The organism is Arthrobacter sp. 01L42, assembly GCF_056400005.1.
In genome coordinates this window covers 151,096-174,750 of sequence record NZ_JBFTSL010000003.1, presented here as the reverse complement: position 1 = coordinate 174,750, position 23,655 = coordinate 151,096, and the positions used below count along the sequence as shown (strand labels likewise).

The 23,655-nt window shown below is 66.6% G+C and carries 14 protein-coding genes; 6 read left to right on the top strand and 8 right to left on the bottom strand.

Annotated features, from left to right (window positions below; genetic code table 11):
• Positions 1 to 53 precede the first annotated feature (53 nt).
• Together metK and AC1DN2_RS03940 are read left to right on the top strand one after the other, a co-directional pair.
• Positions 54 to 1,289 carry a methionine adenosyltransferase gene (gene metK / locus AC1DN2_RS03945; RefSeq protein WP_028276457.1) on the top strand — a complete coding sequence of 412 codons (1,236 nt, stop codon included), beginning with the start codon at positions 54 to 56 and terminating at the stop codon, positions 1,287 to 1,289.
• A 198-nt stretch (positions 1,290 to 1,487) separates the two neighbouring features.
• Positions 1,488 to 3,707 (top strand): primosomal protein N', encoded by a 2,220-nt coding sequence (locus tag AC1DN2_RS03940; RefSeq protein WP_476849293.1) that lies wholly within the window; start codon positions 1,488 to 1,490, stop codon positions 3,705 to 3,707.
• A gap of 250 nt (positions 3,708 to 3,957) precedes the next feature.
• On the opposite strand, the gene AC1DN2_RS03935 is transcribed toward AC1DN2_RS03940, so the two are convergent.
• The 4 genes from AC1DN2_RS03935 to AC1DN2_RS03920 form a co-directional block, all read right to left on the bottom strand.
• Positions 3,958 to 5,049, bottom strand: a complete 1,092-nt coding sequence (locus tag AC1DN2_RS03935; RefSeq protein ID WP_476849292.1) for a glycosyltransferase family 4 protein — start codon at positions 5,047 to 5,049, stop codon at positions 3,958 to 3,960.
• Positions 5,046 to 5,972 carry an alpha/beta fold hydrolase gene (locus AC1DN2_RS03930; protein ID WP_476849291.1) on the bottom strand — a complete coding sequence of 309 codons (927 nt, stop codon included), beginning with the start codon at positions 5,970 to 5,972 and terminating at the stop codon, positions 5,046 to 5,048. Before AC1DN2_RS03930 ends, AC1DN2_RS03935 begins: the two co-directional genes overlap by 4 nt.
• An 11-nt stretch (positions 5,973 to 5,983) precedes the next feature.
• On the bottom strand, positions 5,984 to 6,853 hold the full coding sequence (locus AC1DN2_RS03925; protein ID WP_476849290.1) for an aldo/keto reductase: 870 nt from the start codon (positions 6,851 to 6,853) through the stop codon (positions 5,984 to 5,986).
• 82 nt (positions 6,854 to 6,935) lie between these two features.
• Positions 6,936 to 7,898 carry a sugar-binding transcriptional regulator gene (locus AC1DN2_RS03920; protein ID WP_476849289.1) on the bottom strand — a complete coding sequence of 321 codons (963 nt, stop codon included), beginning with the start codon at positions 7,896 to 7,898 and terminating at the stop codon, positions 6,936 to 6,938.
• Between the two features lie 123 nt (positions 7,899 to 8,021).
• On the opposite strand from AC1DN2_RS03920, the gene AC1DN2_RS03915 reads away from it, so the two are divergent.
• The 3 genes from AC1DN2_RS03915 (at position 8,022) to glpK (ending at position 12,272) form a co-directional block, all read left to right on the top strand.
• Positions 8,022 to 9,794, top strand: coding sequence for a glycerol-3-phosphate dehydrogenase/oxidase (locus AC1DN2_RS03915; protein ID WP_476849288.1), 1,773 nt, complete (start codon positions 8,022 to 8,024; stop codon positions 9,792 to 9,794).
• Positions 9,795 to 9,950: 156 nt separating this feature from the next.
• Positions 9,951 to 10,703 (top strand): MIP/aquaporin family protein, encoded by a 753-nt coding sequence (locus AC1DN2_RS03910; RefSeq protein WP_476849287.1) that lies wholly within the window; start codon positions 9,951 to 9,953, stop codon positions 10,701 to 10,703.
• 54 nt (positions 10,704 to 10,757) lie between these two features.
• On the top strand, positions 10,758 to 12,272 hold the full coding sequence (gene glpK, locus AC1DN2_RS03905; RefSeq protein WP_476849286.1) for a glycerol kinase GlpK: 1,515 nt from the start codon (positions 10,758 to 10,760) through the stop codon (positions 12,270 to 12,272).
• A 120-nt stretch (positions 12,273 to 12,392) separates the two neighbouring features.
• Here glpK and AC1DN2_RS03900 read toward each other — a convergent pair whose 3' ends face one another.
• From AC1DN2_RS03900 to AC1DN2_RS03885, 4 genes are read right to left on the bottom strand one after another with little or no spacing between them, the layout of a single operon-like run.
• Positions 12,393 to 13,328, bottom strand: coding sequence for a hypothetical protein (locus AC1DN2_RS03900; protein ID WP_476849285.1), 936 nt, complete (start codon positions 13,326 to 13,328; stop codon positions 12,393 to 12,395).
• A 31-nt stretch (positions 13,329 to 13,359) separates the two neighbouring features.
• Positions 13,360 to 16,506, bottom strand: a complete 3,147-nt coding sequence (locus AC1DN2_RS03895) for an efflux RND transporter permease subunit (RefSeq protein ID WP_476849284.1) — start codon at positions 16,504 to 16,506, stop codon at positions 13,360 to 13,362.
• Between the two features lies 1 nt (position 16,507).
• A complete protein-coding gene (locus tag AC1DN2_RS03890) occupies positions 16,508 to 16,966 on the bottom strand; it encodes a hypothetical protein (RefSeq protein ID WP_230008548.1) in 459 nt (152 codons plus the stop codon).
• Positions 16,963 to 20,112, bottom strand: coding sequence for an efflux RND transporter permease subunit (locus AC1DN2_RS03885; protein WP_476849283.1), 3,150 nt, complete (start codon positions 20,110 to 20,112; stop codon positions 16,963 to 16,965). Before AC1DN2_RS03885 ends, AC1DN2_RS03890 begins: the two co-directional genes overlap by 4 nt.
• Before the next feature lie 876 nt (positions 20,113 to 20,988).
• Here AC1DN2_RS03885 and leuS point away from each other — a divergent pair.
• Complete coding sequence (leuS, locus tag AC1DN2_RS03880) at positions 20,989 to 23,520, top strand: leucine--tRNA ligase (protein ID WP_476849282.1); 2,532 nt, start codon at positions 20,989 to 20,991, stop codon at positions 23,518 to 23,520.
• Positions 23,521 to 23,655: the final 135 nt, after the last annotated feature.

The following is a 23,655-nucleotide window of genomic DNA, read 5'->3' as shown; positions in this document are numbered from 1 at the left end:
GCACGGGGACACACGCCGCCGGACGTCCGTTATCCAACCAGTAAGGTAGTTGAGTGACTTTACCGCTGCACATCCCCGCCTTCCACGGGTCCACGCCCGCCGCGCTCCGGCTCTTCACATCCGAGTCGGTGACGGAGGGCCACCCCGACAAGATCTGTGACCAGATCAGCGATGCGATCCTCGACGCACTGCTCGACAAAGACCCCGAGTCCCGGGTAGCCGTGGAGACGCTGGCCACCACCGGGCTGGTCCACGTCGCGGGCGAGGTCACCACCGACGCCTACGTCGAGATTCCGCAGATTGTCCGGGAGACCATCTTGGGCATCGGGTACGATTCTTCGGCCAACGGCTTCGACGGCGCCCGGTGCGGCGTCTCGGTATCCATCGGCCAGCAGTCCAACGACATCGCCGGCGGCGTGTTCAACTCCCTCGAAGCGCGTGAGGGCCGCCAGGAGGACGACTACGACCTCCAGGGGGCTGGCGACCAGGGACTCATGTTCGGCTACGCCAGCGACGAAACGCCGTCCTACATGCCCGTGCCGATCTGGCTCGCGCACCGGCTCTCCGAGCGCCTGACCGAGGTCCGCAAGAACGGCGAACTCGCCTACCTGCGCCCGGACGGCAAGACCCAGGTCACCGTGGGCTACGACGGCGACCGCCCGGTCTCAGTCGAAACCGTCGTCATCTCCAGCCAGCACGCCGAAGGCACCAGCCTGGACCAGCTCCGGGCCGACCTTGCCGAGCACGTGGTGGGGCCGGTCATGGCACTGTCCAACCTGGACACCTCACGGACCCGCAACATCCTCAACCCCGCAGGCGCCTTTGTGATTGGCGGCCCGGTGGGCGACGCCGGCCTCACCGGCCGCAAGATCATCGTCGACACCTACGGCGGCATGGCCCGCCACGGCGGCGGCGCGTTCTCCGGCAAGGACCCGTCGAAGGTGGACCGTTCGGCCGCCTACGCCATGCGCTGGGTCGCCAAGAACGTGGTGGCCGCCGGCCTCGCCAAGCGCGCTGAAATCCAGATCGCCTACGCGATCGGCCAGGCCCGCCCGGTGGGAACCTACGTTGAGACATTCGGAACCGAAACCGTGGACCCGGCCCGCATCAGCGCCGCGATCGCCGAGATCTTCGACCTGCGCCCGCGGGCCATCATCGACGCCCTCGACCTCAAGCGCCCGATCTACGCCAAGACGGCCGCGCACGGTCACTTCGGCCGCGAAGACCCGGACTTCACGTGGGAACGCCTGGACCGGGTGGACGAGCTGAAGGCGTTCTTCAACGCCTAAGGCCCGGCCCACACGGTCCAAAGCCGCCCAGGCGGTTTGTTTTGACAGTGAGTTTGTCAGTCCTGCGTGATGTGCTGTAGCCAGGCCGCCCTCCGGTGGCCTGGCTACATTGCATTTGGGAATACAGTGCATTTCGGAAGACAGTGCATTTCGGAAAACAGTGCATGTGTCGAACGATCCTCAGGGGAGGTGCGAGCCGTGAGTCCCATTCCTGCCGGCGGCGCGCCCGGTGAACCCCAGCAGCTGTCCCTGCTCCAGGGTTTTCCCGCCTCCGCCGCGGAAGCGTCCGGGCCGGCCCTTGCGGCACACCTGCCGGTGGCACGGGTGCTGATCGAGTCCTCGCTGCCCCACCTGGACAGGCCTTTCGACTACAGCGTCCCCGCCGCCCTCGACGCCGACGCCATGCCCGGAGTCCGGGTCAAGGTCAAATTCAACGGGCAGGAACTGGCCGGATACCTGCTGGAGCGCACCGCCGGATCCGACGCCGGCCACCCCCTGGTGCCGCTGCACAAGGTGCTCTCCGCCGTCCCGGTCCTGACCCCCGCAGTGGCCGAGCTCGCCGGCCGGATCGCCTCGCGCTACGCCGGAACGGTCAGCGATGTCCTGCGCGTTGCAGTGCCGCCGCGCATGGCCAAGCTGGAAAAGGAATTCGCCCCGGACGGCCGGCTCGATCCCGCGCTGTTCGGCACTGAGACGTTCGGTCTGGCGACCGACGTGTCGCTTCCGTCGCCGGCCGCCGGCAGCATCTGGACCCGGTACCGCAACGGTGCGGCATTCCTCGCCCACCTCGCCGCGGGGGAGTCGCCCCGGGCCGTGCTGACCGCCCTGCAGGGGTACGGGCCCGCCGGCTGGCCGCGGATGATCGCCGAAGCCGTGGCCGCGGTGCGGATCTCCGGCCGCGGCGCCGTCGTCGTGGTGCCCGACTACCGGGACCTTGACCGCGTGGAATCTGCCCTGCTGGAACTGCTTCCCGCCGGCGACGTCGCCCGGCTCACCGCGGACGACGGCCAGACGCCGCGCTACCGCAGCTTCCTGCGCGTGCTCAGCGGCGCCGCCGGGGTCGCCGTGGGCACGCGGTCCGCGGCCTACGCACCGGTGCCGAACCTCGGGCTCGTCATCTGCTGGGACGACGGCGACGACCTCCACATCGAGCAGCGCTCCCCGTATGCGCACACCCGCGAAGTCCTCCTGCTCCGGGCGGGCCAGGAGGGCGCCGCGTGCCTGCTTGCGGCCCATTCGCGCAGCACCGAAACGGAGCGGCTGGTCGCCTCGGGCTGGGCGCAGGCAGTGGAAGCGGACCGGGCCGTCGTGCGGCGGACGGTCCCGCGGGTCCTGAACACGGCCGACAGCTACGAACTCGAGCATGACCCGCTCGCCCGGATCGCCCGGCTCCCCGGCGCGGCCTGGCGGGCCGCCAAAGAGGGCCTGGAGCGGGGGCCGGTCCTGGTCCAGGTGGCCCGCGCCGGCTACGCCCCCTCGCTGGTGTGCGACACGTGCCGGGAACCGGCCCGCTGCACCGCCTGCAGCGGCCCGCTGGCGATCGCCGGCCCGGCCGGGAGCAGCGCCGTGCCGCAATGCCGCTGGTGCTCGGCCCCGGCCCCGGCGTGGCGCTGCGGCACGTGCAACGGCGCCAAGCTAAGGCGCGGCGCCACGGGAGCCCTCCGCACCGCGGAGGAGCTGGGCCGGGCGTTTCCGGGAAAACCGGTCATCACCTCATCCGGGGACCAGATCAAGGCCACCGTTGCGGAGACCGCGGCCCTGGTGGTGGCCACCGTCGGCGCCGAACCCGTGGCCTTCGGCGGGTACGCAGCGGCCCTGCTGCTCGACGGCGATTCGCTGCTGCGCCGGGAAAACCTAAGGGCGGGGGAGGACGCGGTCCGCCGCTGGTTCAACGCCGCGGCCCTGGTGCGGCCCGCTTCGGAGGGCGGCCTGGTGGTCATCACCGCCGACGACGCCGCCGGGGTTGGCGCCCTGCTGCGCTGGGATCCCGCCGGGTACGCCAGCCGGGAACTGGCACTGCGGCAGGAGCTGCAGCTGCCGCCCGCCGTGCGGGTCGCTTCCGTCACCGGCGGCAGGACCGCCGTCGGCCATTTCACGGATGCCATCCAGCAGCGGCTGGCGGCGCAGGGAACCGTCCTCCGGACGGCCGGGCCCGCGCCGGTCATTCTGCCGGCGGCCGCGGGGGCAGGCCGCACGCCGCCGCAGGATGCTGCGACGCGGGATACTGTCCCCCGGGATGCTGTGCCCCGGAATGCTGTGCCCCGGGACTCCGGCCAGGAGGTCCGGACCCTGCTGTTCATCCCCTACGCCCAGGCCGCGGCTGCCACGGCCGTCATGCGGGCCGTCAAGGCGGCGGCCGCAGCCAAACGCAGCGACGACCCGGTGCAACTGCGCCTGGACGGCGTCGACGTCCTGTAGGACCCTCCATTGCGTCTCCGCAGCTCACATGGCCCCACCGGCACGGCGGTCCCTCTATTCAAAGGGCGCGCATGCCACAACAGGCCCGCAGGCCGGCGGCCATTCGCCGCAGATGGCCGGAATGAGGCTCCGTATTGCGGCCCTCCGCGGCAAATGGGTGGTCGGGGACCGTGGCGCCGGCGTCATCCCGGCCTCGCTTTGGGTGCGGCGCGGAGCGGATCTCCGCGCCGGCCACTTACAGCCGTTCCGGCTATCTCCGGTCGCGGGGCCGGTTCCGGAGCGCGACGGCCTCTTCGGCGACGGCCACGAGCCGCCGCGCCGACTCATCCCAGCTGAAGTCTGCGGCCCGCTCCACTGAACGGCGGGACCGGGCCTTCCACAGGGCGGGGTCCTCGAGCGTGCGCACCGCCTCGGCAAACTCCGCCGGGGAGTCCGGATGCACGTAGCTGACGGCATCGTCACCGACCTCCCGGAAGATCGGGATGTCGCTGGCAATCACCGGCGTGCCGTGGGACATGGCCTCGACGAGCGGCAGTCCGTAGCCCTCGGCCCGGGACAGGCTGACCAAGGCGGTGGTGCGTGCCAGGAGGGCCTCATACTCGGCGTCGGTCACCCCGTTGTGGAAGACGATGCTTGCGCCCTCCGGAGCCAGGGCCTCGAGCTCGGCCCGCCGCTCGGGCGTGATGCGGCTGAGCAGATGCAGGGTCATGTCCGGGAGCTCCGCCATGCCGCGGACCATGGTCTCCACGTTCTTATAGGGCATGAAGGAACCCATGTAGAGCAGCGTCTTGTCGGCCCCCGCCCCGGGATCGCGCGGGGTGTGGCCGTGCTGGGGGGCGTTGCCGACAATCCTGACAGGACGCCGGGTGAGCCGGTACTTGGCCATCAGGGCCGCCGTGGTGGAGCTGATCGTCGCCACGATGTCCGCCCGGTTCAGCAGGAGCCGCTGGGGCCAGAAAGCCTTGTGGTACAGGCGCCACAGGAACCTGACGGGGGCCGGCAGGAATCCGGGAGGGGTGGGGTGCTCGTAGTAGATGAGGTCGTGCAGGGTCAGCACCAGGGCGTACTTCCGGCCCCAGCTGCCCATGGTCTGCATGGGGCATACCACCACGTCGGCGCCCAGCTTGTTGACCTTGGCCGCCACGAAGAGTTCGGCCGGGGACAGCGGGCTGTTGATCAGGGTGTAGGGAACATCGGGCAGGAGCGCGAGCTGGCGGGTGTCGCTGATCAGCATCGAGACGTCGGCGATCCTGGCGGCCGCCGCGATCAGGCTGGCGCCGTAACGGCTGATTCCGTCGTGGTGGTCCAGCCGGGTGAAGCGGGCATCAATGAGAATTTTCACGCGGCGTGGTCCTTTAGGAAGCGTCTGATGTAGCGGGCAGCGGGCTCGGGGGTTTCGTAGTGGATCAGGTGCCCGACGCCGGGAATGACCTCCAGCCTCCCGTCCGGGAGCCGCGCCGCGAGTTTGTGCTGGTCCGCCAGCATGGCGATCTCATCCTTCTCGCCCGCGATCAGCAGCACCGGCAGCGTCAGGTCGCCGGCCACCTCGGTGACGTTGCTGCCCACCGAGGCCTTGAAGGCCTGAAGCAGGCTGTCCCGGTCCGCGAAGGAGGAAAAATAGGCGCTGTGCTGGGCGTGCACGAACCGGCGGATGTCCTTGTACCCGGTCTTGGCCATGGTCACGCTCATCACCCGCACGATCGCCTGGCTGCGCAGCAGGGCCAGCCCGAGCCGCTGGGGAAGGCGTGCGGCGGCCTCGTAGTAGAGCACCGCGAGCTTCGTCATCAGGCCCTTGGGCCCTTCGAGGGCGGGCGCCGCGATGGGATTGACAAGGATCAGCTCGGCCACGGCACCGGGGTTGGCCGCCACGAAATGGCTGGCAATGATCGAACCGAACGAATGCCCCAGCAGGACCGTGTCCGCGCCCAGTCCCAGAGCAGCCATGAAACCGCCCAGGAACTGGCTGTAGCCGGCAACGCTGTGCCCGGTTCCCGCGAAGGCGGCCGAGCTGCCGAAGCCCGGCAGGTCCGGCATGATCAGGCGCATGTCCGTCAGCTGGTCGGCTACCCGGAGCAGGCCGTGGTGGTCGCCGCGGAACCCGTGCACCACCAGGATGGTGCGCGTTTCGGGGGTGACCTCGGCGGGTTCGTAGACCCAGTACGCGATCCGGGCACCGTCAACCTCAACGGACGCGGCCCGGGTGCGGGCGTCGAGTCCGCCGCTGAAGAGGGGCGTGCGTGAGGACCCGGTATCCACTTGTTCCATTGGTTCGAATCCTATGCGACGTTGTCGGGGTGGGAGCCGGTCCGGAAGCCGCGTTCGAGGCCGCCGACCTCCGTCATATCCAGCGGGGAGAGCTCAAAGTCGAAGACCTCGAAGTTTTCACGGATCCGCCCGGACGAGCTGGCCTTGGGGATGGCGATATTGCCCAGCTGCAGGTGCCAGCGCAGGATGATCTGTGCCGGCGTGCGGTCGTGTTCGGCCGCCAGGGCCAGGATCACGGGGTCCTTCAGGACCTGGCCGCGGCCCAAAGGACTCCACGCCTCGGTGCGGATACCCAGCAGCTCGTGCTTTTCCCGCAGTTCATCCTGCTGCAGCCAGGGATGAAGTTCGATCTGGTTCACGGCGGGCACCACCTCCGCCGTTTCCAGGAGCCGGTCCAGGTGCTGCGGCTGGAAGTTGGAGACCCCGATTGCGCGAACCTTGCCCTCGCGGTACAGCGTCTCCAAGGCCCGGTACGTTTCCGGGAACAGGCCACGGCGCGCGCACGGCCAATGGATCAGGTAGAGGTCGATGTATTCCAGGCCGAGGTTGGAGATCGAGGTGTCGAACGCACGCATGGTGGCGTCGTAGCCGTGGTCGTCATTCCAGACCTTGGTGGTGATGAAGAGGTCCTCGCGGGAAACGTAGGGTGCGGTTTCCCCCGGCCCGCCGCCGGTGCCCTCAAATCCGGACAGGGCACCGATTCCCTTGCCGACGCCCGTCTCGTTGCCGTACATGGCGGCGGTGTCGAAGTGCCGGTAGCCGGTCTCGACCGCCATGGTCACCAGGCTGGCGGCGTCGGCCGGGGGGACCTTGTACAGCCCGAACCCCAGCCGGTCGATCAGTACGCCGTTGTTCAGGGTCAGCCGGGGGGAGAGTCTCATGACAAAGACTTTACCCACTGGCGCTGGCGAGTGCCGGACCGTCGTTGCCGCCGGCCGCGCCGGTCACGGTGCCCGCAACCGCTCAGCCCAGTCCGTCGAACCGGACGAGCCTGCGGGCGCTGGCCTCGTCCAGGATCAGGTCGGTGGCCAGTCCTGCCGCCAGCGCGCCCCTGAGCCCGTTGATTTTGGAAGCACCGGACACCACGCAGATGCGGCGCCGGACCTGGCGGAGCTGGGCCAGGTCTGGGCCGGTGGAGCGCGCGTTGAGCGTGATGCCGTCCGAGGACCCGTCGGCGCGGAAGAACACCGTGGCAACATCGCCCACCACATCGGAGTTCGCCAGGACGTTCAAGTCGTCTTCATCGAGGTAGCCGCCGGCGTAAACGTGGCTGGGGTAGTCGGCGTCGACCGATCCGACACCAAAGATCGCGATGCTCATCCGGGCCTGCAGCTCCAGGATCCGCTGAACACTCCGCTCATTCCACATTGCCCTTTTGGTCGCGGCGTGGTCGAAGAAGGCCGGCACGGGAAACTGTTCCACCCGTGCTCCGTAGGCGCTCCCGAACCGCCTCATGATGTCCGAGGCATAGGTGATGCCGGTGGTCTGCATGTTCCCGGCGCCGTTGAGCTGGACGATCACGCTGTCGTGGGTGATCTTGCGCGTCAGGTGCCGGCTCACGGCGCTCAGGGTGGAGCCCCATGCGACGCCGATGATGGCGTTGGAGTCCACCAGCGGTCCGATCGTCCGGGCAGCCTGCATGGCCACACGGTCCAGTGTCTCCGCCTCATTGAGGGTGTCCACCACCGGAACGACATGGACATCCACCTTGTATTCGGCGCGGATCATGCCCTCGAGTTCGGGCCCGGTGTCCAGCGGGCTGCGGATCTGGATCTGCACGAGACCCGAATCGCGCGCCGCGGACAACAGCCGGGAAACCGTGGACCGGGACGTCCGGAGCTCGCGGGCGATGGCGTCCATGGTCAGGTCCTGCAGGTAATACAGCTGGGCCGCGCGGAGGGCGTCGGACTGGCGTGATTGCATCATGACATTTCCCATCTGCACGTTTGTGCATAGTGCTTGACTCCATTTTCCATTAGTCCAAAGAATAGTGTTGAACGGCGCCGCGCCACGGGCGTGCCGCACAGAATCAAACCCAAGGGAGCAATTTTGGGACAGAAGGACTCAGTCGGCACACCGGCGAACGATCGCGCCTCGGTGCAGAAGCTGCGGACGCGGCGGCACGCGCAGGTTCTGATCATCGGAGGCGGAATCAACGGGGTCGGAACGTTCCGTGACCTTGCGCTGCAGGGCGTGGATGTGGCGCTCGTTGAGCGCGGCGATTACTGCCAGGGTGCCAGCGGCGCCTCTTCCCACATGATCCACGGCGGCATCCGGTACCTCGAAAACGGCGAGTTCCGCCTTGTCCAGGAGTCAGTGACCGAACGCAACAGGCTTCTGCGGATCGCGCCGCACTACGTCAAGCCGCTGCAGACCACGATCCCGATCTTCAGCACCTTCTCCGGGGTCCTGGCCGCCCCCATGCGCTTCCTGACCCACAAGCAGGGCAAGCACACCGAACGCGGGGCGTTCCTGATCAAGCTCGGCCTGAGCATGTACGACTTCTTCTCCCGCGACGGCGGCACGGTTCCGCGCCACCAGTTCCGCGGACGCAAACGCGCCCTCGCCGAGCTGCCCCGCCTGCACCCCGGGATCAAGTACGCGGCCACGTACTTCGACGCCTCCGTCCACAACCCCGAGCGCCTCACCCTCGACGTGCTCCAGGACGGCGAGAAGGCCGGCGGCGCGGACAGCCACGCCCGCGCCAGCAACTACGTCTCCCTGGTCTCGCTGGGCGGCTCCGGAACCCCCAGCACCCCCGGAACCCCCGGAACCACTGTCCAGCTGCGCGATGAACTGACCGGTGAGGTGTTCGACTTCACTGCCGACGTTGTCGTGAACACCACCGGCGCCTGGGTCGACCTGACCAACGAGGCCATGGGGGCGGCGTCGTCGTTCATGGGCGGAACCAAGGGTTCGCACATCGTGCTGGACCATCCGGAGCTGCTCGCGGCGTGCAACGGCCGCGAAATCTTCTTCGAGCACACCGACGGCCGGATCGTGCTGATCTACCCGATGGGGGACCGCGTCCTGGTCGGCACCACCGACGTCGACGCCGACATGGCCCAGGACGCTGTGTGCACCGACGCGGAAATCAACTACTTCTTTGACCTGATCGGCCACGTGTTCCCGGACATCCCGGTGGGCCGGGACCAGATTGTCTACTCGTTCTCCGGTGTTCGCCCGCTTCCGAAGCACGACGCGACCCAGCCCGGCTTCGTCAGCAGGGACTACCGGATCGAACGCCGTGCGGCAGCGGGCGGCGCCGTCCTCAGCCTCGTCGGCGGCAAATGGACCACGTTCCGGGCCCTCGCCGAGCACCTGAGCAACGACGTCCTGGCCGAACTCGGTATGCAACGGAAGGTTTCGACGGCGAAGCTCGCCATCGGCGGCGGCGCCGGCTTCCCGGACAGCGAGGACGGCGTCCAGCGCTGGATCAAGGCCCACATGTCGGCCGGCCGCGGCGCCGCCCGCGTCACCGGGCTGCTGACCCGCTACGGGACCCGCGCCGAAGAAGTCATCCGCTTCCTGGACGGGGCCGGCGAGCCGGACCGGCTGCTGCATTCAACCCGCGAGCTGAGCTCCCGGGAACTGGAGTTCATGGCCGCCCATGAGCAGATCGGGCACCTCGTGGACGTCCTCATCCGCCGCACGTCCCTGGCCTTTCGCGGCCTGGTGACAGGGGAACTGCTCAACGAAGTCGCGGACATCCTTTCCGGACCGCTCGGCTGGGACGCGGCACGCCGGGCCTCAGAGATCAGCCACGCACAGGAGGTGCTACAGCGGTTCCACGGTGTCCGGGTCCACAGCCTGGTCGCCTGATATTACTTGCGTGCCCGGGCAGGGAAGCCCGGGTGCAAGCACTGCGCGGTCCGCCCCGGCGGCCGGCGCAGTGGCTGGCCGGCAGCACTAACATGCTGCCGGCCCCACGGCTTCCAAACTCGCGGACGCCGACAACAGAAAATAGAGGAGTCAAAGATGTCTCTTGGAATAGTTTTCCTATCCGAATTATTCGGTACCGCCATGCTGACCCTGCTGGGTTGCGGCGTGGTGGCCAACGTTGCGCTCAAAGGCACCAAGGGCAACAACGGCGGGTTCCTGATGGTGACCTGGGGATGGGGCATTGCCGTCTTCTCCGGTGTCTATGTTGCCGCCATCTCAGGTGCGCACCTGAACCCCGCCGTGACTTTTGGGTTCCTGCTCAACGGCAAGAAGCTGTACGCTCCCGGCGTCCCGGTCGACTTCGCCTCAACCCTGACCTACTTCGGCGGTGAACTGACCGGCGCCTTCCTGGGTGCAGTCGTGATGTGGCTGGCCTACAAGCAGCACTTTGACGCCGAACCCGAGCCCGCCAGCCAGCTGGCCGTCTTCTCCACCGGCCCGGCCATCCGCTCAAACGTGTGGAACCTGGTCACCGAAATCATCGGCACCTTTGTCCTCGTCTTCGTCATCCTGACCTTCGGCGGGACACCTTCCGGACTCGGCCCGCTTGCGGTCGCCCTGCTGGTTGTCGGCATCGGTGTTTCCCTCGGCGGTCCCACCGGCTACGCCATCAACCCGGCCCGTGACCTCGGCCCGCGCATCGCGCACGCCCTCCTCCCCATCAAGGGCAAGGGGTCCTCCGACTGGAGCTACTCCTGGATCCCTGTCGTCGGACCCCTCATCGGTGGGGGCCTCGGCGGCATCGTGGCCGCGGTCGTGCCGATCATCATCCCCGTCATCCCTCACTAACCGCCCGTTCAACCGTCAGTACAACTGCCACGCCAAACAGACAAGGACGTCACTATGAACCAGTACGTAGTTGCAATCGACCAGGGCACCACGAGCACCCGAGCCATCGTGTTTGACCACAGCGGCAGCATCGTCTCCTCCGGCCAGATGGAGCATGAGCAGATCTTCCCCCAGCCCGGCTGGGTGGAGCACAACCCCGCTGAAATCTGGAACAACACCCGCGAAGTGATCGGCTCGGCCCTGTCCAAGGCGAACCTGACCCGGCACGACATCGCCGCCGTCGGCATCACCAACCAGCGCGAAACAGCGGTGGTGTGGGACAAGACCACCGGCGAGGCGATCTACAACGCCATCGTGTGGCAGGACACCCGTACCCAGCCGATCGTGGACGAACTCGCCAAGGACGGCGGGGTAGAACGTTTCAAGCAGAAGGTGGGCCTGCCGCTGGCGACCTACTTCTCGGGCACCAAGATCAAGTGGATCCTGGACAACGTCGAGGGCGCCCGGGCCAAGGCGGAGGCCGGCGACCTCGTCTTCGGCAACACCGACTGCTGGGTGCTCTGGAACCTGACCGGCGGGACCGACGGCGGAGTGCACGTCACCGACGTGACCAACGCCTCACGGACCATGTTCATGGACCTTGAGACGCTGTCGTGGGACCAGGAGATTCTGGACGCGTTCGACGTCCCGGCCTCCATGATGCCGACCATCAAGTCCTCCTCCGAGGTCTACGGCACAGTCCACACCTCGCAGCTGCTGCGCGAGGTTCCTGTGGCCGGCATCCTGGGCGACCAGCAGGCGGCCACGTTCGGGCAGGCGGCGTTCGATGCCGGGGAAGCCAAGAACACCTACGGCACGGGCTGTTTCCTGATCTTCAACACGGCCGAGGAGATTATCCACTCTAAGAACGGGCTGCTGACCACCGTCGGCTACAAGCTCGGCGACGCGGCGCCGCACTACGCGCTGGAGGGCTCCATTGCCGTCACGGGTTCCTTGATCCAGTGGTTGCGGGACAACCTCGGCATGATCAGCAGCGCCCCGGAGGTCGAGACCCTCGCGGCCTCGGTGGAGGACAACGGCGGCGTGTACATTGTGCCGGCGTTCTCCGGCCTCTTCGCGCCGTACTGGCGCTCGGACGCCCGTGGCGCCATTGTGGGCCTGACCCGGTTTGTTACCAAAGCCCATATCGCCCGCGCAGCGCTGGAGGCCACCGCCTTCCAGACCCGTGAGGTGCTGGACGCCGTCAACGCCGACTCCGGCGTACCGCTGACGGAGCTGAAGGTCGACGGCGGCATGGTCGCCAACGACGCCCTGATGCAGTTCCAGGCGGATATCCTCGGCGTGCCGGTCATCCGTCCGAAGGTGGTCGAGACGACGGCGCTGGGCGCAGCCTACGCGGCCGGCCTGGCGGTCGGGTTCTGGAAGGACCTGGGCGAGTGCTCGGCCAACTGGGCCGAGGACAAGCGGTGGGAGCCGCAAATGGACCAGGGCGAGCGGGAACGCCAGATGCGTCTCTGGAAGAAGGCCGTCACCAAGTCCATGGACTGGGTTGACGACGACGTGAAGTAAGCGCGCACAAGGAGCCCCGGCCGGGAACCGCCCCGGCGGGTACGGTTTCGGTGGACAACGAAGAGCTCCGGCCAGGGGAACCTGGCCGGAGCTCTTCGTTGTTCCGCGTCCGCTTTGTCCTCAGGACACGGGATGCGCTGACGGGGTCGACACGACAGCACGCGGCGTCTTGGCGTAGACGTCCTTGCTGACCGTGTAGCCCCTGCGGTCAATCGCCAAAGCTTGCGCATTGACGCTGGCCAGCTCCGTGCTGGAGAGTTTCTTGATCTTGACCAGGTCCATGAATTCCTGGTCTTCACCGCCGACGGCTGTCACTTTGATGAGCCCGGTCCCGGCTGAGTAGAACTTGCGCTGGTGGCCCGCACTTGGCCCATCCAACGGGTTGAACTCATCGATCACCATGACGTCGTTGTAGCACCCCGTGGGGACGCAGACGTGCAGGTGCTTGTACTTGACGTCACCGCAGTCCAGGAAGTCCACGGTGGGGGCATAGGCCTGGATGTAGGCGGGTGTGTTCCGGTGCGGCTCGGCCTGCATGGCGATGCCGGCGCGGGCCTTGTCGATGCCGCTGATGAACGTGCTGGGCGCGCCGACAAGCTTGCCGTTCTCGTACTCCTCCGGATATTCGCCGAAGAGCCACACCGCCCCCTTCGTCGTCTGGGCGAAGAAGGCGAGCTCGGACTCCACGAGTTCACCGTCAGAGTAGTCCCGGTCCCAAATCGCGATCGTCTTGACCCCGTCGATCACCTTGGTCAGCCCCGTGACGATGCTGACCACTGTGCGGCTGGTCGTCCCGTCCGGGGAGACTACCTTGCCGGTGGTGGTGAACTTCATGCCGGGTTTAAGCGTGAGCCACTGGTTGTTGATCAGAGGCTTTGCCGGGAACGCGGAACGGTTGAACGACAGCGCCGAGCCGGGGCCGCACAGATCCTGGGAACTGGTGGCCGCCGGCACGGTGGCTGCCGTCGCCGCGGCCGCCGTCGCCGCCGTCAGCGACGCCACCACCAGCAAGACCGCGGAGCCGTAAGCGGTAAATCTCTTAGATAGTGGAGTCATCTGACTGGCCTCTCATTGTTGGTAGTTGTTGCTAGACGGCTGATACAGGTTCCGGCTCTCGGGGCTGACGGTCATGACGTGCCGGACCCTTCTTGGCGAACCGCAGGTAGAGCGATGGAACGATGAACAGGTTGACCAGTGTCGATGTCACCAGCCCACCCAGGATCACCACGGCCATGGGGTGCTCGATCTCATGGCCGGGGCGGTTGCCCATCACCACCAGCGGGACCAGGGCGAGTGCGGTGGCGAGCGTGGTCATCAGGATGGGTGACAGGCGTTCGGCTGCGCCCCGCAGGACCAGGTCCCGGCCGAACGGCACGCCTTCGAACTGCTCCAGGTGCTGGCAGTGGTTGATGAGCAGGATGCCGTTGCGGGCGGCGATGCCCATCACTGTCAGGAACCCGACCAGCGACCCGAGGGACAGGATTCCGCCGCTCATGTGCGCGGCGATCACCCCGCCCACCAGTGCCACCGGCAGCGTCAGGATGCCCAGAACGGCAAGCCGCCAGCTCCGGAATGCCGCCTGGAGCAGGAGGAATACCACAACCAGGGCGCCCATCGCGAAGAGGAGAAGCCGCTGCGAGGCGGCCTGCCGCTCCGCGTATTCGCCCAGGATCTCGGCGCTGTACCCGGTGGGGAACTCCACGGACTTGAGATCGGATTCGAGCTTCTCGACGACCTTGGCCAGATCGCCTTCCTTGACGTTGGCGCTGACATCGAGGCGGCGGGACCCTTCCGAACGCTCAATGACGTTGGGAGTGGGCTTTACCGTGATCTTGGCGACATCGGCCACCCGGATCTTCTGCCCGCTGGGAGTGTCCAGCGGGAGGTTCTCGATGCTTGTGACGCTGGTCCGGATCGCCGGAGGACTCCAGACCTGGACGTCATAGGCCTTGCCGTCCCGGTAGACGTCGCCGACCTCTTCGCCGGATACCAGGGTGGCTGCGGCACGGCGGACGTCACCGGGCTTCAGGCCGTAGCGGTTGGCGGCGTCCAGGTTCACCTCGACGTCCACCTGCGGAACGTTGACCTGGAGTGCGACTTTGGCTCCGATGGCACCCTCGATGCCGGCCAGGGCAGTCTTGACCTTGTCCGCCTGCTTCTTCAGCGTGTCCAGGTCATCGCCGTACACGCGGACCACGATCGAGTAGCCCGTACCGGTGAGCACCTCGCGGACACGTTCCTTGAGGTAGGTCTGGACGTCCCGGTGGATGCCGGGATACCCGTCCACGACCTGCTGGATGGAGGCCAGGGTCTTGTCGTAGTCGACCGAGGGGTCAACGCTGATCCAGTTCTCGCCAAAGTTGACCCCCACCACCTCATCGGCGGCGAAGGCCTGACCGATGTGGGACCCGCAGTTGTTGACGCCTGGAATGGTCATCAGCTCCTGGCAGGCCAGTTGGCTGACGCGCACTTCCTCGGCGTTCGAGGTGCCGGGTTGCGTGACCCAGTGCATGAGGAAGTCACGTTCCTTGAACGAGGGCAACAGTGACTGGCCCAGGAGCGGGGCCGCTATGATTCCGACGACGCCGAGTGCCCCCACCGCGAGGTAGCCCGGGAGCGGGCGTTTCACAATGGGACGCAGGGCGGCGCCGTACCAGCGCTTGAGGACCCGGACCACCGGCGGATCGCGGTCTTCCAGCTTGGCATTGCGCAGGAAGATGTACGCCATGGCCGGCGTGACCGTGAGGGCCACCAGCATGGACGCCAAAACCGCCAGGGTGTAGGCAGTCGCCAGGGGCCGGAAGAAGGCCCCCGTCAGGCCGTCCAGGAAGAAGATCGGCACCGTGGCGGCAACGATAATCAGGGTGGCGTAGACGATGGGGCCGCGGACTTCCAGGGAGGCGTTGACGACCACGCGGGCGGTGCTTTCGGTCCCGCCGCTGGCGCGGTGGTGCCGGAGCCGCCTGACGATGTTCTCGACGTCGATGATGGCATCGTCCACCACGACCCCGACGGCAATCACCAGCCCCGCAAGCACCATCGTATTAATCGTGCCTCCGGTCCAATACAGCACCAGGGCCGCTGCCATCAGCGACAACGGGATCGCCGTCACGCTCACCAGGGCTGTCCGCCATTGGAACAGGAAGACGCTCAGCACCAGGACGACCAGGAAGCAGCCCAGCAGCAGCGCGAGGCTCAGGTTGCCGAGCGACTCCTCGATGAACGAGGCGGGCCGGAACAGGGTGGTGTCGACTGCGATTCCGGTCAGGCCGGGCTGCAGTTCCTTGAGCGCTTCCTCGACCCCGCGGGTGACTTCGAGGGTGTTGCCCCACGGCAGCTTTTCGACGATCAGCATCAGTCCGGGGCCGCCATTGATAACCGCGTCACCGATCAGTTGCTGGTGGTCCTCCACGACGGTTGCCACGTCGGCGAGCTTCAGGGGAGGCAGTCCCTCGCGTTCCTCCAGTGGCACCTGGGCAAGGTCCGCCGGAGACGTGATGGGTTGTACGTGCCTGATGGACATGCTCTGGCTGGGTGTTTCCAGCGCCCCTCCGGTGCCGATCAAGGCACCGGGGGAGTACTTGAGCAGGCCGGCGTCCAAGGCGTCGGACGTGGAGTTCATGACGTTTTCCAGCGTCACGTTGTTGGCTGCCAGCTTGGTCGGATCAACCTGGACCTGGAGCATCTGAAGCCGTTCGCCCCAGATCGCAACGTTCGCCACGCCGGGCACCCGCAGCAGGTGTGCCCGGATGTTCCAGTAGGAAACCATGGACATTTCGATCAGGGAGCGGGTCTCGGAGGAGAGCCCGATCTTCATGACACGGCTGGTGGAGGACAGCGGCTGGAGCATTATTGGCGGCGCGGCCCAGGTCGGCAGAGTCGGTATGACCGTTGCCATCCGCTCCGACACCAGCTGCCGGGCGGTGAGCAGATCGGTCCCGGGTTTGAACTCCATCACGATGGCGGACAGCTGCGACACAGACTTCGACCGCATCTGGTCCAGGCCGTCTATGCCGTTGAAGGCCTGCTCCATCGGAACCGTTACGAGTTCCTCGACTTCGGAGGCAGTGAGACCCAGACATGCCGTCTGAACCTCGACGCGGGGCGGTGCGAACTCCGGGAAAACATCCACCGAAGCGCTGCTGAGTTGCGCGCCGCCCACGATCATGAGGGCGGCCGCCATCGCAATGATGATCGACCGGAACCTCAGGCTTGCAGCGACAATCCGGCGCATGTCAGTGCGCCGTATCGAATTCAGCGCCGAAGAGTTCAGCCGCGCCGACGGTTACGATTGCGGTGCCGACCGCGGGGCCGGCCGAGGCCGTGACCACTCCGTCCTCCACCTTGGCTACCGTGACCGACTGCCGCTGGTAGACCCGCGGGGCCGGGTTGGTGTACACCCAGGTTTTTCCGCTGGCGTCGTAGAGCAGGGCTGAGTAGGGCACGACGACGTCCTTGCCCTTTCCGGCCTTGACGGTGTCGGTCTTCAGGTCGAGGCGTTCGATTCCCTTCTCCGTCAACGTCAGTTTCGCGATGCCTGTTGCGGCATTCTTCTCCACCTTGGCGGGTTCGTTGGCCGAGACGGCGGCGGGGGCCGCCGCCGTCGTCTGGGCACATGCGGGCAACGCGAACAGAAGTGCTGCGCATACAGCGGCCGCCAGGGGCAGGCGCCGCGAGGGCTGTTGGCTGGTCATTTTGCTTCCACCTTTTCCTGCGTAACGGGCTGGACGGGAACTTCGGCCTCGTACACTTCGGCCCACTCTTCCGGGGCGGAACCGGGCCCGAACCAGAGTGCGAGCAGGGGGAGTACGAAGATCCCGATGAGAGTTGTCGTGATGAGTCCGCAGACGATGATCAGGGCCATCGGGCCCAAGAAGGACCCGCCGACGGCGCCGCCGAAGAGTCCCGGCGGGATCAGGATCGCCACCGTGATCAGGGCTGCCTTCAGAATGGGCGAGACCCGGTCCCGGGCCGCCATCATGATGACCTTGTCAGGGGATTCGTGCGGGGCGGCCCGCCACAGCTCATCCGTCCGGGCGGAGAGCAGCGCCGCGTTGCGGGCGGCAACGGCCAGCACCGCGGCAAAGGCCGTGAGCGCCAGCACAGTGATGGCGCCTCCCGCGATCCACGCTGCCACGGCGGCCCCGGCCAGCGCGGCCGGCAGGGACAGGAAGATGGCAAGCGCCAGCTTCCAGCTCCGCACCGCTGTCTGGAGAAGGAGCAGGATTCCCAGGAGGGCAGCCGCGCCGATCCACAGAACCATGGCGTCCCCGGCGAGCTGTTCACTGTACTTCGTGGGGATTTCGGCGTGGTATTCCAGCGGGAACTGGATCTGCTCGATCGCCGCGTTGATGTCGCGCTGGATATCCGCGAGCGGACGTCCGCTGACCTCGGCCACCACATCGATCCGGCGTGAGGTGTCATCGTGCAGAATCACGACTTCATTGGGAACGAGCCGGATGTCGGCGATTTGGCCCAGCTGGACCTGGCCGCCGCTTGGCGTGTCCAGCAGGAGCTCACGGATGCTGGTCAGGTCATCCCGGACGTCCACCGCGCCGCGCACCACCACTTCAAAGACCTTCTGCTGTTCGAAGAGGTTGCCGACGACGATGCCTTGCATCAGGGCGGCGGCGGCGCGGCGTGCGTCGCCGGGTTTGATGCCGACCTTCTGCGCCGCCTCGAGGTTGACCTCGACTTCGACGATGGGCGTCATGGCGCTGGCGTTGATCGTCGGGTTCTTCACGCCGTCGACCTTTTCGATGGCCTTGCGGACCTCTTCTGCCTTCTCTCGCAAGACGGGCAAGTCTGTTCCGTAGACGCGGACAGCGAATCCGGGATCCATGCTGCTGCGCTCCTGGCCGATCTGCTGCTGGGAGTAGTTCACCACGTTGTGGGCGATGCCGGGGTAGCCCTGGACGACGTCACGGACCGCCTGCTCCGTTTCGCTGAAGTCGGCATCCGGTGTGATGGACACCCAGAGTTCCGCGGAACTGTTCCCGACAACCTGGTCGGAGGAAATGGCGCGGCCGATGTGGCCGCCAACTCCCGAGACACCAGGCAGGGTCCGCAGTTCGTCGGACGCCTTGGACGCCACCCGACGCACCTCGTCGTTGGACGTGCCTGCCATCGAGTCCCACTGCACCAGGAGTGTCCGGTCCGGAATCGTCGGCACGACCGCCCGGTTCCCGACCAGCTGCGATGCCGCGGCGAGCCCCAGCAGTCCAACGACGGCGACAGCGACAATGCCGAGGGCACGGCGGGAACGTGCCCCCTCGAGTGCCCTGTCGTACGTGGACCTGGCCCGGACAACACCGGGCGAGTCCGCCCGCCGGGCTTTCTCACCGGGAAGCAGGAGAAATGCCAGGACCGGTGTCACGGACAAACCCACCAGCATTGACACGGCAAGCGCCAACGCCAGGGACCAGAAGAGGGGCTGGAAGAACGCACCGCCGACTCCCGTGACGAACAGCGTCGGTACGAGCGCGAGGGCCATGATGAGCGACCCGTGGAACAGCGGTGTGCGGACGCTGCGGACAAGCTGGACCATGCGGAACCTGATGGTGGCATCTGTCTCGGTCCCGGTGGTCCGCAACGGCCGGCGCCGCTGCGCCTGCACATCCTCCACGATGTCTCCGACAATCACAGAGACGCCCAGCAAGATGCCGGCGAGGATCGAGATATTCAGTGTGGAGTCGAGCAAGTAGAGCACCACTCCCGCCGCCATGACGGTGGTGCTGATCGCCACGAGGGCGATCACGGCCACCCGCCAGGAGCGGAACAGGGCCCAGAAGAGCAGCACGGCGATCAGGAGGCTCACGAGCAGCGCCAGGCCGAGTCCGTCCACGGCATCCTGCAGGAAGGAGGCGGGCCGGAAGACGGACGTATCCATCTGGATTCCGGAAAGCCCGGGCTGCATGTCGTTCAGCGCAGCCTCGAGGTCCTTGGTGACCTGCAGCGTGCTGGCTCCGGGGAACTTCTCCACGACCAGCAGGAGGCCCGCATCCTGGCCGACGACGGCATCGCCGATCAGCGGCTGGTGGTCCTCCTTCACCTGGGCAATGTCACCCAGGAGCATGGGAGATCCGGCGTCTTCGACACTGACCTTGGCCAGGTCCTCCGGTGTTCGGATGGGCAGCACGTGCTGGATGCCCAGGCGTTGGCTCGGCGACTCCACGAACCCGCCCGTGCCGGGGGTGGACGCCTCAAGGAAGCTCAGCGGCGACACCCAGACTGCGTTGCCGGTGGTCTTGATGACCTGTTCGAGTGTGATGCCCTTGTCACGCAGCTGCGTGGGGGTCACCTCTACTTGGAGCTGCTGTTCGCGCTGTCCCCAAATGGAAACGTTGGCGACCCCGGGAATGCCGATCAGCCGCGGCTTGATCTTCCACCGGGCCAGGACCGACATTTCGATCCCGGAAAGCTCTTTGGAGCTCATCCGGACCATAAGGACGCGGCTGGTGGACGACAACGGCTGCATGATCAGCGGCGGCGCCGAGACGTTCGGCAGCGCGTGGGCCTGGGTCATGCGTTCGGCCACGAGCTGGCGCGCGCGCAGAAGGTCGGTGCCCGGCTCGAACACGAGCTCGATCGAGGACAGGCCGGGAACTGATTTGGACCGGATTTCATCGAGCCACGCCACCCCGTTAAGGAGGTCGGCTTCCATCGGGGCAGTGATGAGCTGTTCAACTTCGGCAGCTGAGAGGCCCAGGGCCTCGGTCTGGATCTCGACGTGGGCCGGGGCGAACTCGGGCATGCTGTCGATGGCGACGTGGGGGACGTTCACTACCCCGAAGGCAATGAGTCCGGCCGCCATGGCGAGAACCAGGATGCGGAACTGCATACTGAAACGGGTGATCCAGCCGAACATGGCTAGCCCTGTTCCAGGGAGCCGGCGTCGCAGGTGCGGCCGGCGGGGGATTTCGGCAAATGCACGGAAGAATTGCGCAATTGATACATGACAGGCTCCTCAACCCGAGACCATTTGCGAATCCCCCCGAGAGATCCCATTTCTTGCTGATCTTTATCGAATAGTGTTCCCATTTGAATCGTTTGGCAAGATCAAAATTTTAGGCCTGCTTCACGGTTTTTCACGGGTTTCTCCCAGCCTGGAGGCTCACAATGCGCTCTCCGAAGAAACTTCGCGGAAGGGCCCGGGCGCCCGTGGCCGGCCACCCGGGTGTTCGTTGTTTTTCTACTTGTTTTCCGCGCCGAGCTACCCGAATTTCTGTCGTAGTTACTTGCCCGATACGTCGGGCAATTGGCAGTAAGTACCGCTATTCCATAGGTATGTCGTTTGTAACAATTGCGGACATAGCAGCCCGCACAGGCCGCCGGAGCGCGAGTCGACTGCGACTACCGGGCCGCAACCGGCCCGTCGGTTCAGCACGAACCAGCCCGAGGGGCTAAAGTGGTCCTATGCGCGCCGTGCTCCTGCTTAGCTAGCCGCCCGGCATCCCGGCGAGACCTCGTTTCCGAAGAGTCCCCGGATTGCCGAGCGGCGGCCCCTCCATGTCGAGGGGCTTTTGTGTGTCCGGGGTAAATTCCGGTCCGCAACGCACGAAGTTACAGCAGGAGTACCACGTACGGACAGTATGGAGTCAGGACCGGGCAGCCGGCCGTGACAGTGCAGACTTGATGGTGAACAGGCCTGGCGGCAGGCAGGCCTGAAGGTAGACAGGCCTGGGTAACAGGCCGCACAGAACAGAAGAGGCCAGCAGTGAGCGTTCAGCCGGAAACACAGACCGGATCGCCAGCAGCCGCGGCGGAGGGGCCTGAGGAAGGTGCCTACAGCTTCGCGGCAATGGAAGCCAAATGGCCGCAGGTCTGGGAAGACCTGAAGGTCTTCACGCCCCTCGACGACGGCTCAAAGGAACGCCGCTACGTGCTGGACATGTTCCCGTATCCGTCCGGTGACCTTCACATGGGCCACGCCGAGGCGTTCGCGATGGGCGACGTTGTGGCGCGCTACCTGCGCCAGCAGGGCTACGACGTGCTGCACCCGATCGGCTGGGACTCCTTCGGCCTGCCCGCGGAAAACGCGGCGATCAAACGCAACGCGCACCCCAGTGAGTGGACGTACGCCAACATCGACACCCAGGCGGCGTCGTTCAAGCGCTACGCAATCTCCGCGGACTGGTCCCGCCGGCTGCACACCTCGGACCCGGAGTACTACCGCTGGACCCAGTGGCTGTTCACGCGTTTCTACGAACGTGGACTGGCCTACCGCAAGAATTCGCCGGTCAACTGGTGCCCCAAGGACCAGACCGTGCTGGCCAACGAGCAGGTGGTCAACGGCGCCTGCGAGCGGTGCGGCACTCCCGTGACCAAGAAGTCCCTGAACCAGTGGTACTTCAAGATCACCGACTACGCCGACCGCCTGCTCGATGACATGGACGAACTGCGCGGGCACTGGCCCGAACGCGTCCTCGCGATGCAGAAAAACTGGATCGGCCGTTCCGAGGGCGCCCACGTCAACTTCGTGATCGAGGCCGACGGCGGCAAAGCCGCCAAGGACGTCACCGTCTTCACGACGCGCCCGGACACCCTCTACGGCGCCACGTTCTTCGTCGTCGCCGCCGACGCGCCGCTCGCCGTCGAACTCGTCACCGACGAGCACGCCGCCGCCCTGGACGCCTACCGGGAACAGGTCAAGGCGCTCTCCGAAATCGAGCGCCAGTCCACCGAGCGCGAAAAGACCGGCGTCTTCACCGGGCGATACGCGACCAACCCGCTCAACGGCGAAAAGCTGCCCGTCTGGGCCGCCGACTATGTCCTGGCCGACTATGGCACAGGCGCCATCATGGCCGTCCCGGCCCACGACCAGCGCGACCTCGACTTCGCCAAGACCTTTGACCTGCCCGTCCGGGCAGTCCTGGACACGGGCGAGGAAGACCCGGCTGCCACGGGCATCGCCACCACCGGCGAGGGGACCCTGATCAACTCCGGCGGCCTCGACGGGCTGCCCAAGGCCGAGGCCATCCCGGCGGCCATCGAAATCCTGCGCGAGTTGGGCACCGGCGAGAAGTTCGTTAACTTCCGGCTGCGTGACTGGCTGCTCAGCCGGCAGCGGTTCTGGGGCACACCGATCCCCATCATCCACTGCCCGGCCTGCGGGGAGGTCCCGGTCCCGGATGATCAGCTGCCCGTGACCCTGCCGGCGGACCTGCGCGGCGAGGACCTGTCCCCGAAGGGCACGTCACCGCTCGCTGCGGTCGAAAGCTGGGTCAATGTCGAGTGCCCCAACTGCCAGGGACCGGCCAAGCGGGACACGGACACGATGGACACCTTCGTGGATTCCTCCTGGTACTTCCTGCGCTTCGTCTCTCCGCAGTACACCGGCGGTCCGTTCGATCCGGAGAAGATCAACGACTGGATGCCGGTCGGACAGTACGTGGGCGGCGTGGAGCACGCCATCCTGCACCTGCTCTATGCGCGGTTCTTCACCAAGGTCATCCACGACCTCGGCATGATTGAGGCGGACGAGCCGTTCAGCGCACTGCTGAACCAGGGGCAGGTGCTCAACGGCGGCAAGGCCATGAGCAAGTCCCTGGGCAACGGCGTCGACCTCGGCGAGCAGTTGGACAAGTTCGGTGTGGACGCTGTCCGCCTGACCATGATCTTCGCCTCCCCGCCGGAGGACGACGTCGACTGGGCGGACGTATCGCCGTCGGGCTCCGCGAAGTTCCTGGCCCGGGCCTGGCGCCTCGGCCAGGACGTCACAAGCGCACCCGGCGTCGATGCCGCCACCGGTGACCGTGCCCTGCGCACCGTCACCCACCGCACGATCGCCGATGCGCAGGCCCTGCTGGACAACAACAAGTTCAACGTGGTTGTCGCAAAGCTGATGGAACTGGTCAACGCGACCCGCAAGACCATAGATGCAGCCAGCGGTGCCGGCGGTGCGGACCCAGCAGTCCGCGAGGCCGTCGAGGCCGTAGCCGTCATCCTGAGCCTGTTTGCACCGTATACCGCCGAGGATCTGTGGAACGTCCTGGGGCACCCGGCATCGGTCGCCAACGCCGGCTGGCCCACGCACGACGACGCACTGCTCGTGGAGGACACGGTCACCGCCGTCGTCCAGGTGCAGGGCAAGGTGCGGGACCGGCTGGAGGTTTCCCCGGACATCTCCGAGGAGGACCTGCGCGAACTGGCGCTGGCATCGGAAAATGTCCAGCGCGCCCTCGATGGCCGTGCCCTGCGCACGGTGATCGTACGGGCGCCTAAACTGGTCAACATCGTCCCGGCCTAGCCGGACGTACCAGCTTGACACTGGCCGCCGGCTGATCCCGGCGGCCAGTGCAGACAACCAGCGCAGACAATGGGACGGGCACAAGTGCCCCCGCCGGAGAAGCAAGTCCACGCGTCCCCACAGCAGGAGGTCCTT

What these genes read in the sequence shown, in the direction of transcription:
- AC1DN2_RS03890 (WP_230008548.1), bottom strand. Translation starts at nt 16,966, where the DNA reads ATGACCAGCCAACAGCCCTCGCGGCGCCTGCCCCTGGCGGCCGCTGTA.
- AC1DN2_RS03930 (WP_476849291.1), bottom strand. Translation starts at nt 5,972, where the DNA reads ATGGAACAAGTGGATACCGGGTCCTCACGCACGCCCCTCTTCAGCGGC.
- AC1DN2_RS03900 (WP_476849285.1), bottom strand. Translation starts at nt 13,328, where the DNA reads ATGACTCCACTATCTAAGAGATTTACCGCTTACGGCTCCGCGGTCTTG.
- AC1DN2_RS03895 (WP_476849284.1), bottom strand. Translation starts at nt 16,506, where the DNA reads ATGCGCCGGATTGTCGCTGCAAGCCTGAGGTTCCGGTCGATCATCATT.
- AC1DN2_RS03885 (WP_476849283.1), bottom strand. Translation starts at nt 20,112, where the DNA reads ATGCAGTTCCGCATCCTGGTTCTCGCCATGGCGGCCGGACTCATTGCC.
- glpK (WP_476849286.1), top strand. Translation starts at nt 10,758, where the DNA reads ATGAACCAGTACGTAGTTGCAATCGACCAGGGCACCACGAGCACCCGA.
- AC1DN2_RS03920 (WP_476849289.1), bottom strand. Translation starts at nt 7,898, where the DNA reads ATGATGCAATCACGCCAGTCCGACGCCCTCCGCGCGGCCCAGCTGTAT.
- AC1DN2_RS03910 (WP_476849287.1), top strand. Translation starts at nt 9,951, where the DNA reads ATGTCTCTTGGAATAGTTTTCCTATCCGAATTATTCGGTACCGCCATG.
- AC1DN2_RS03925 (WP_476849290.1), bottom strand. Translation starts at nt 6,853, where the DNA reads ATGAGACTCTCCCCCCGGCTGACCCTGAACAACGGCGTACTGATCGAC.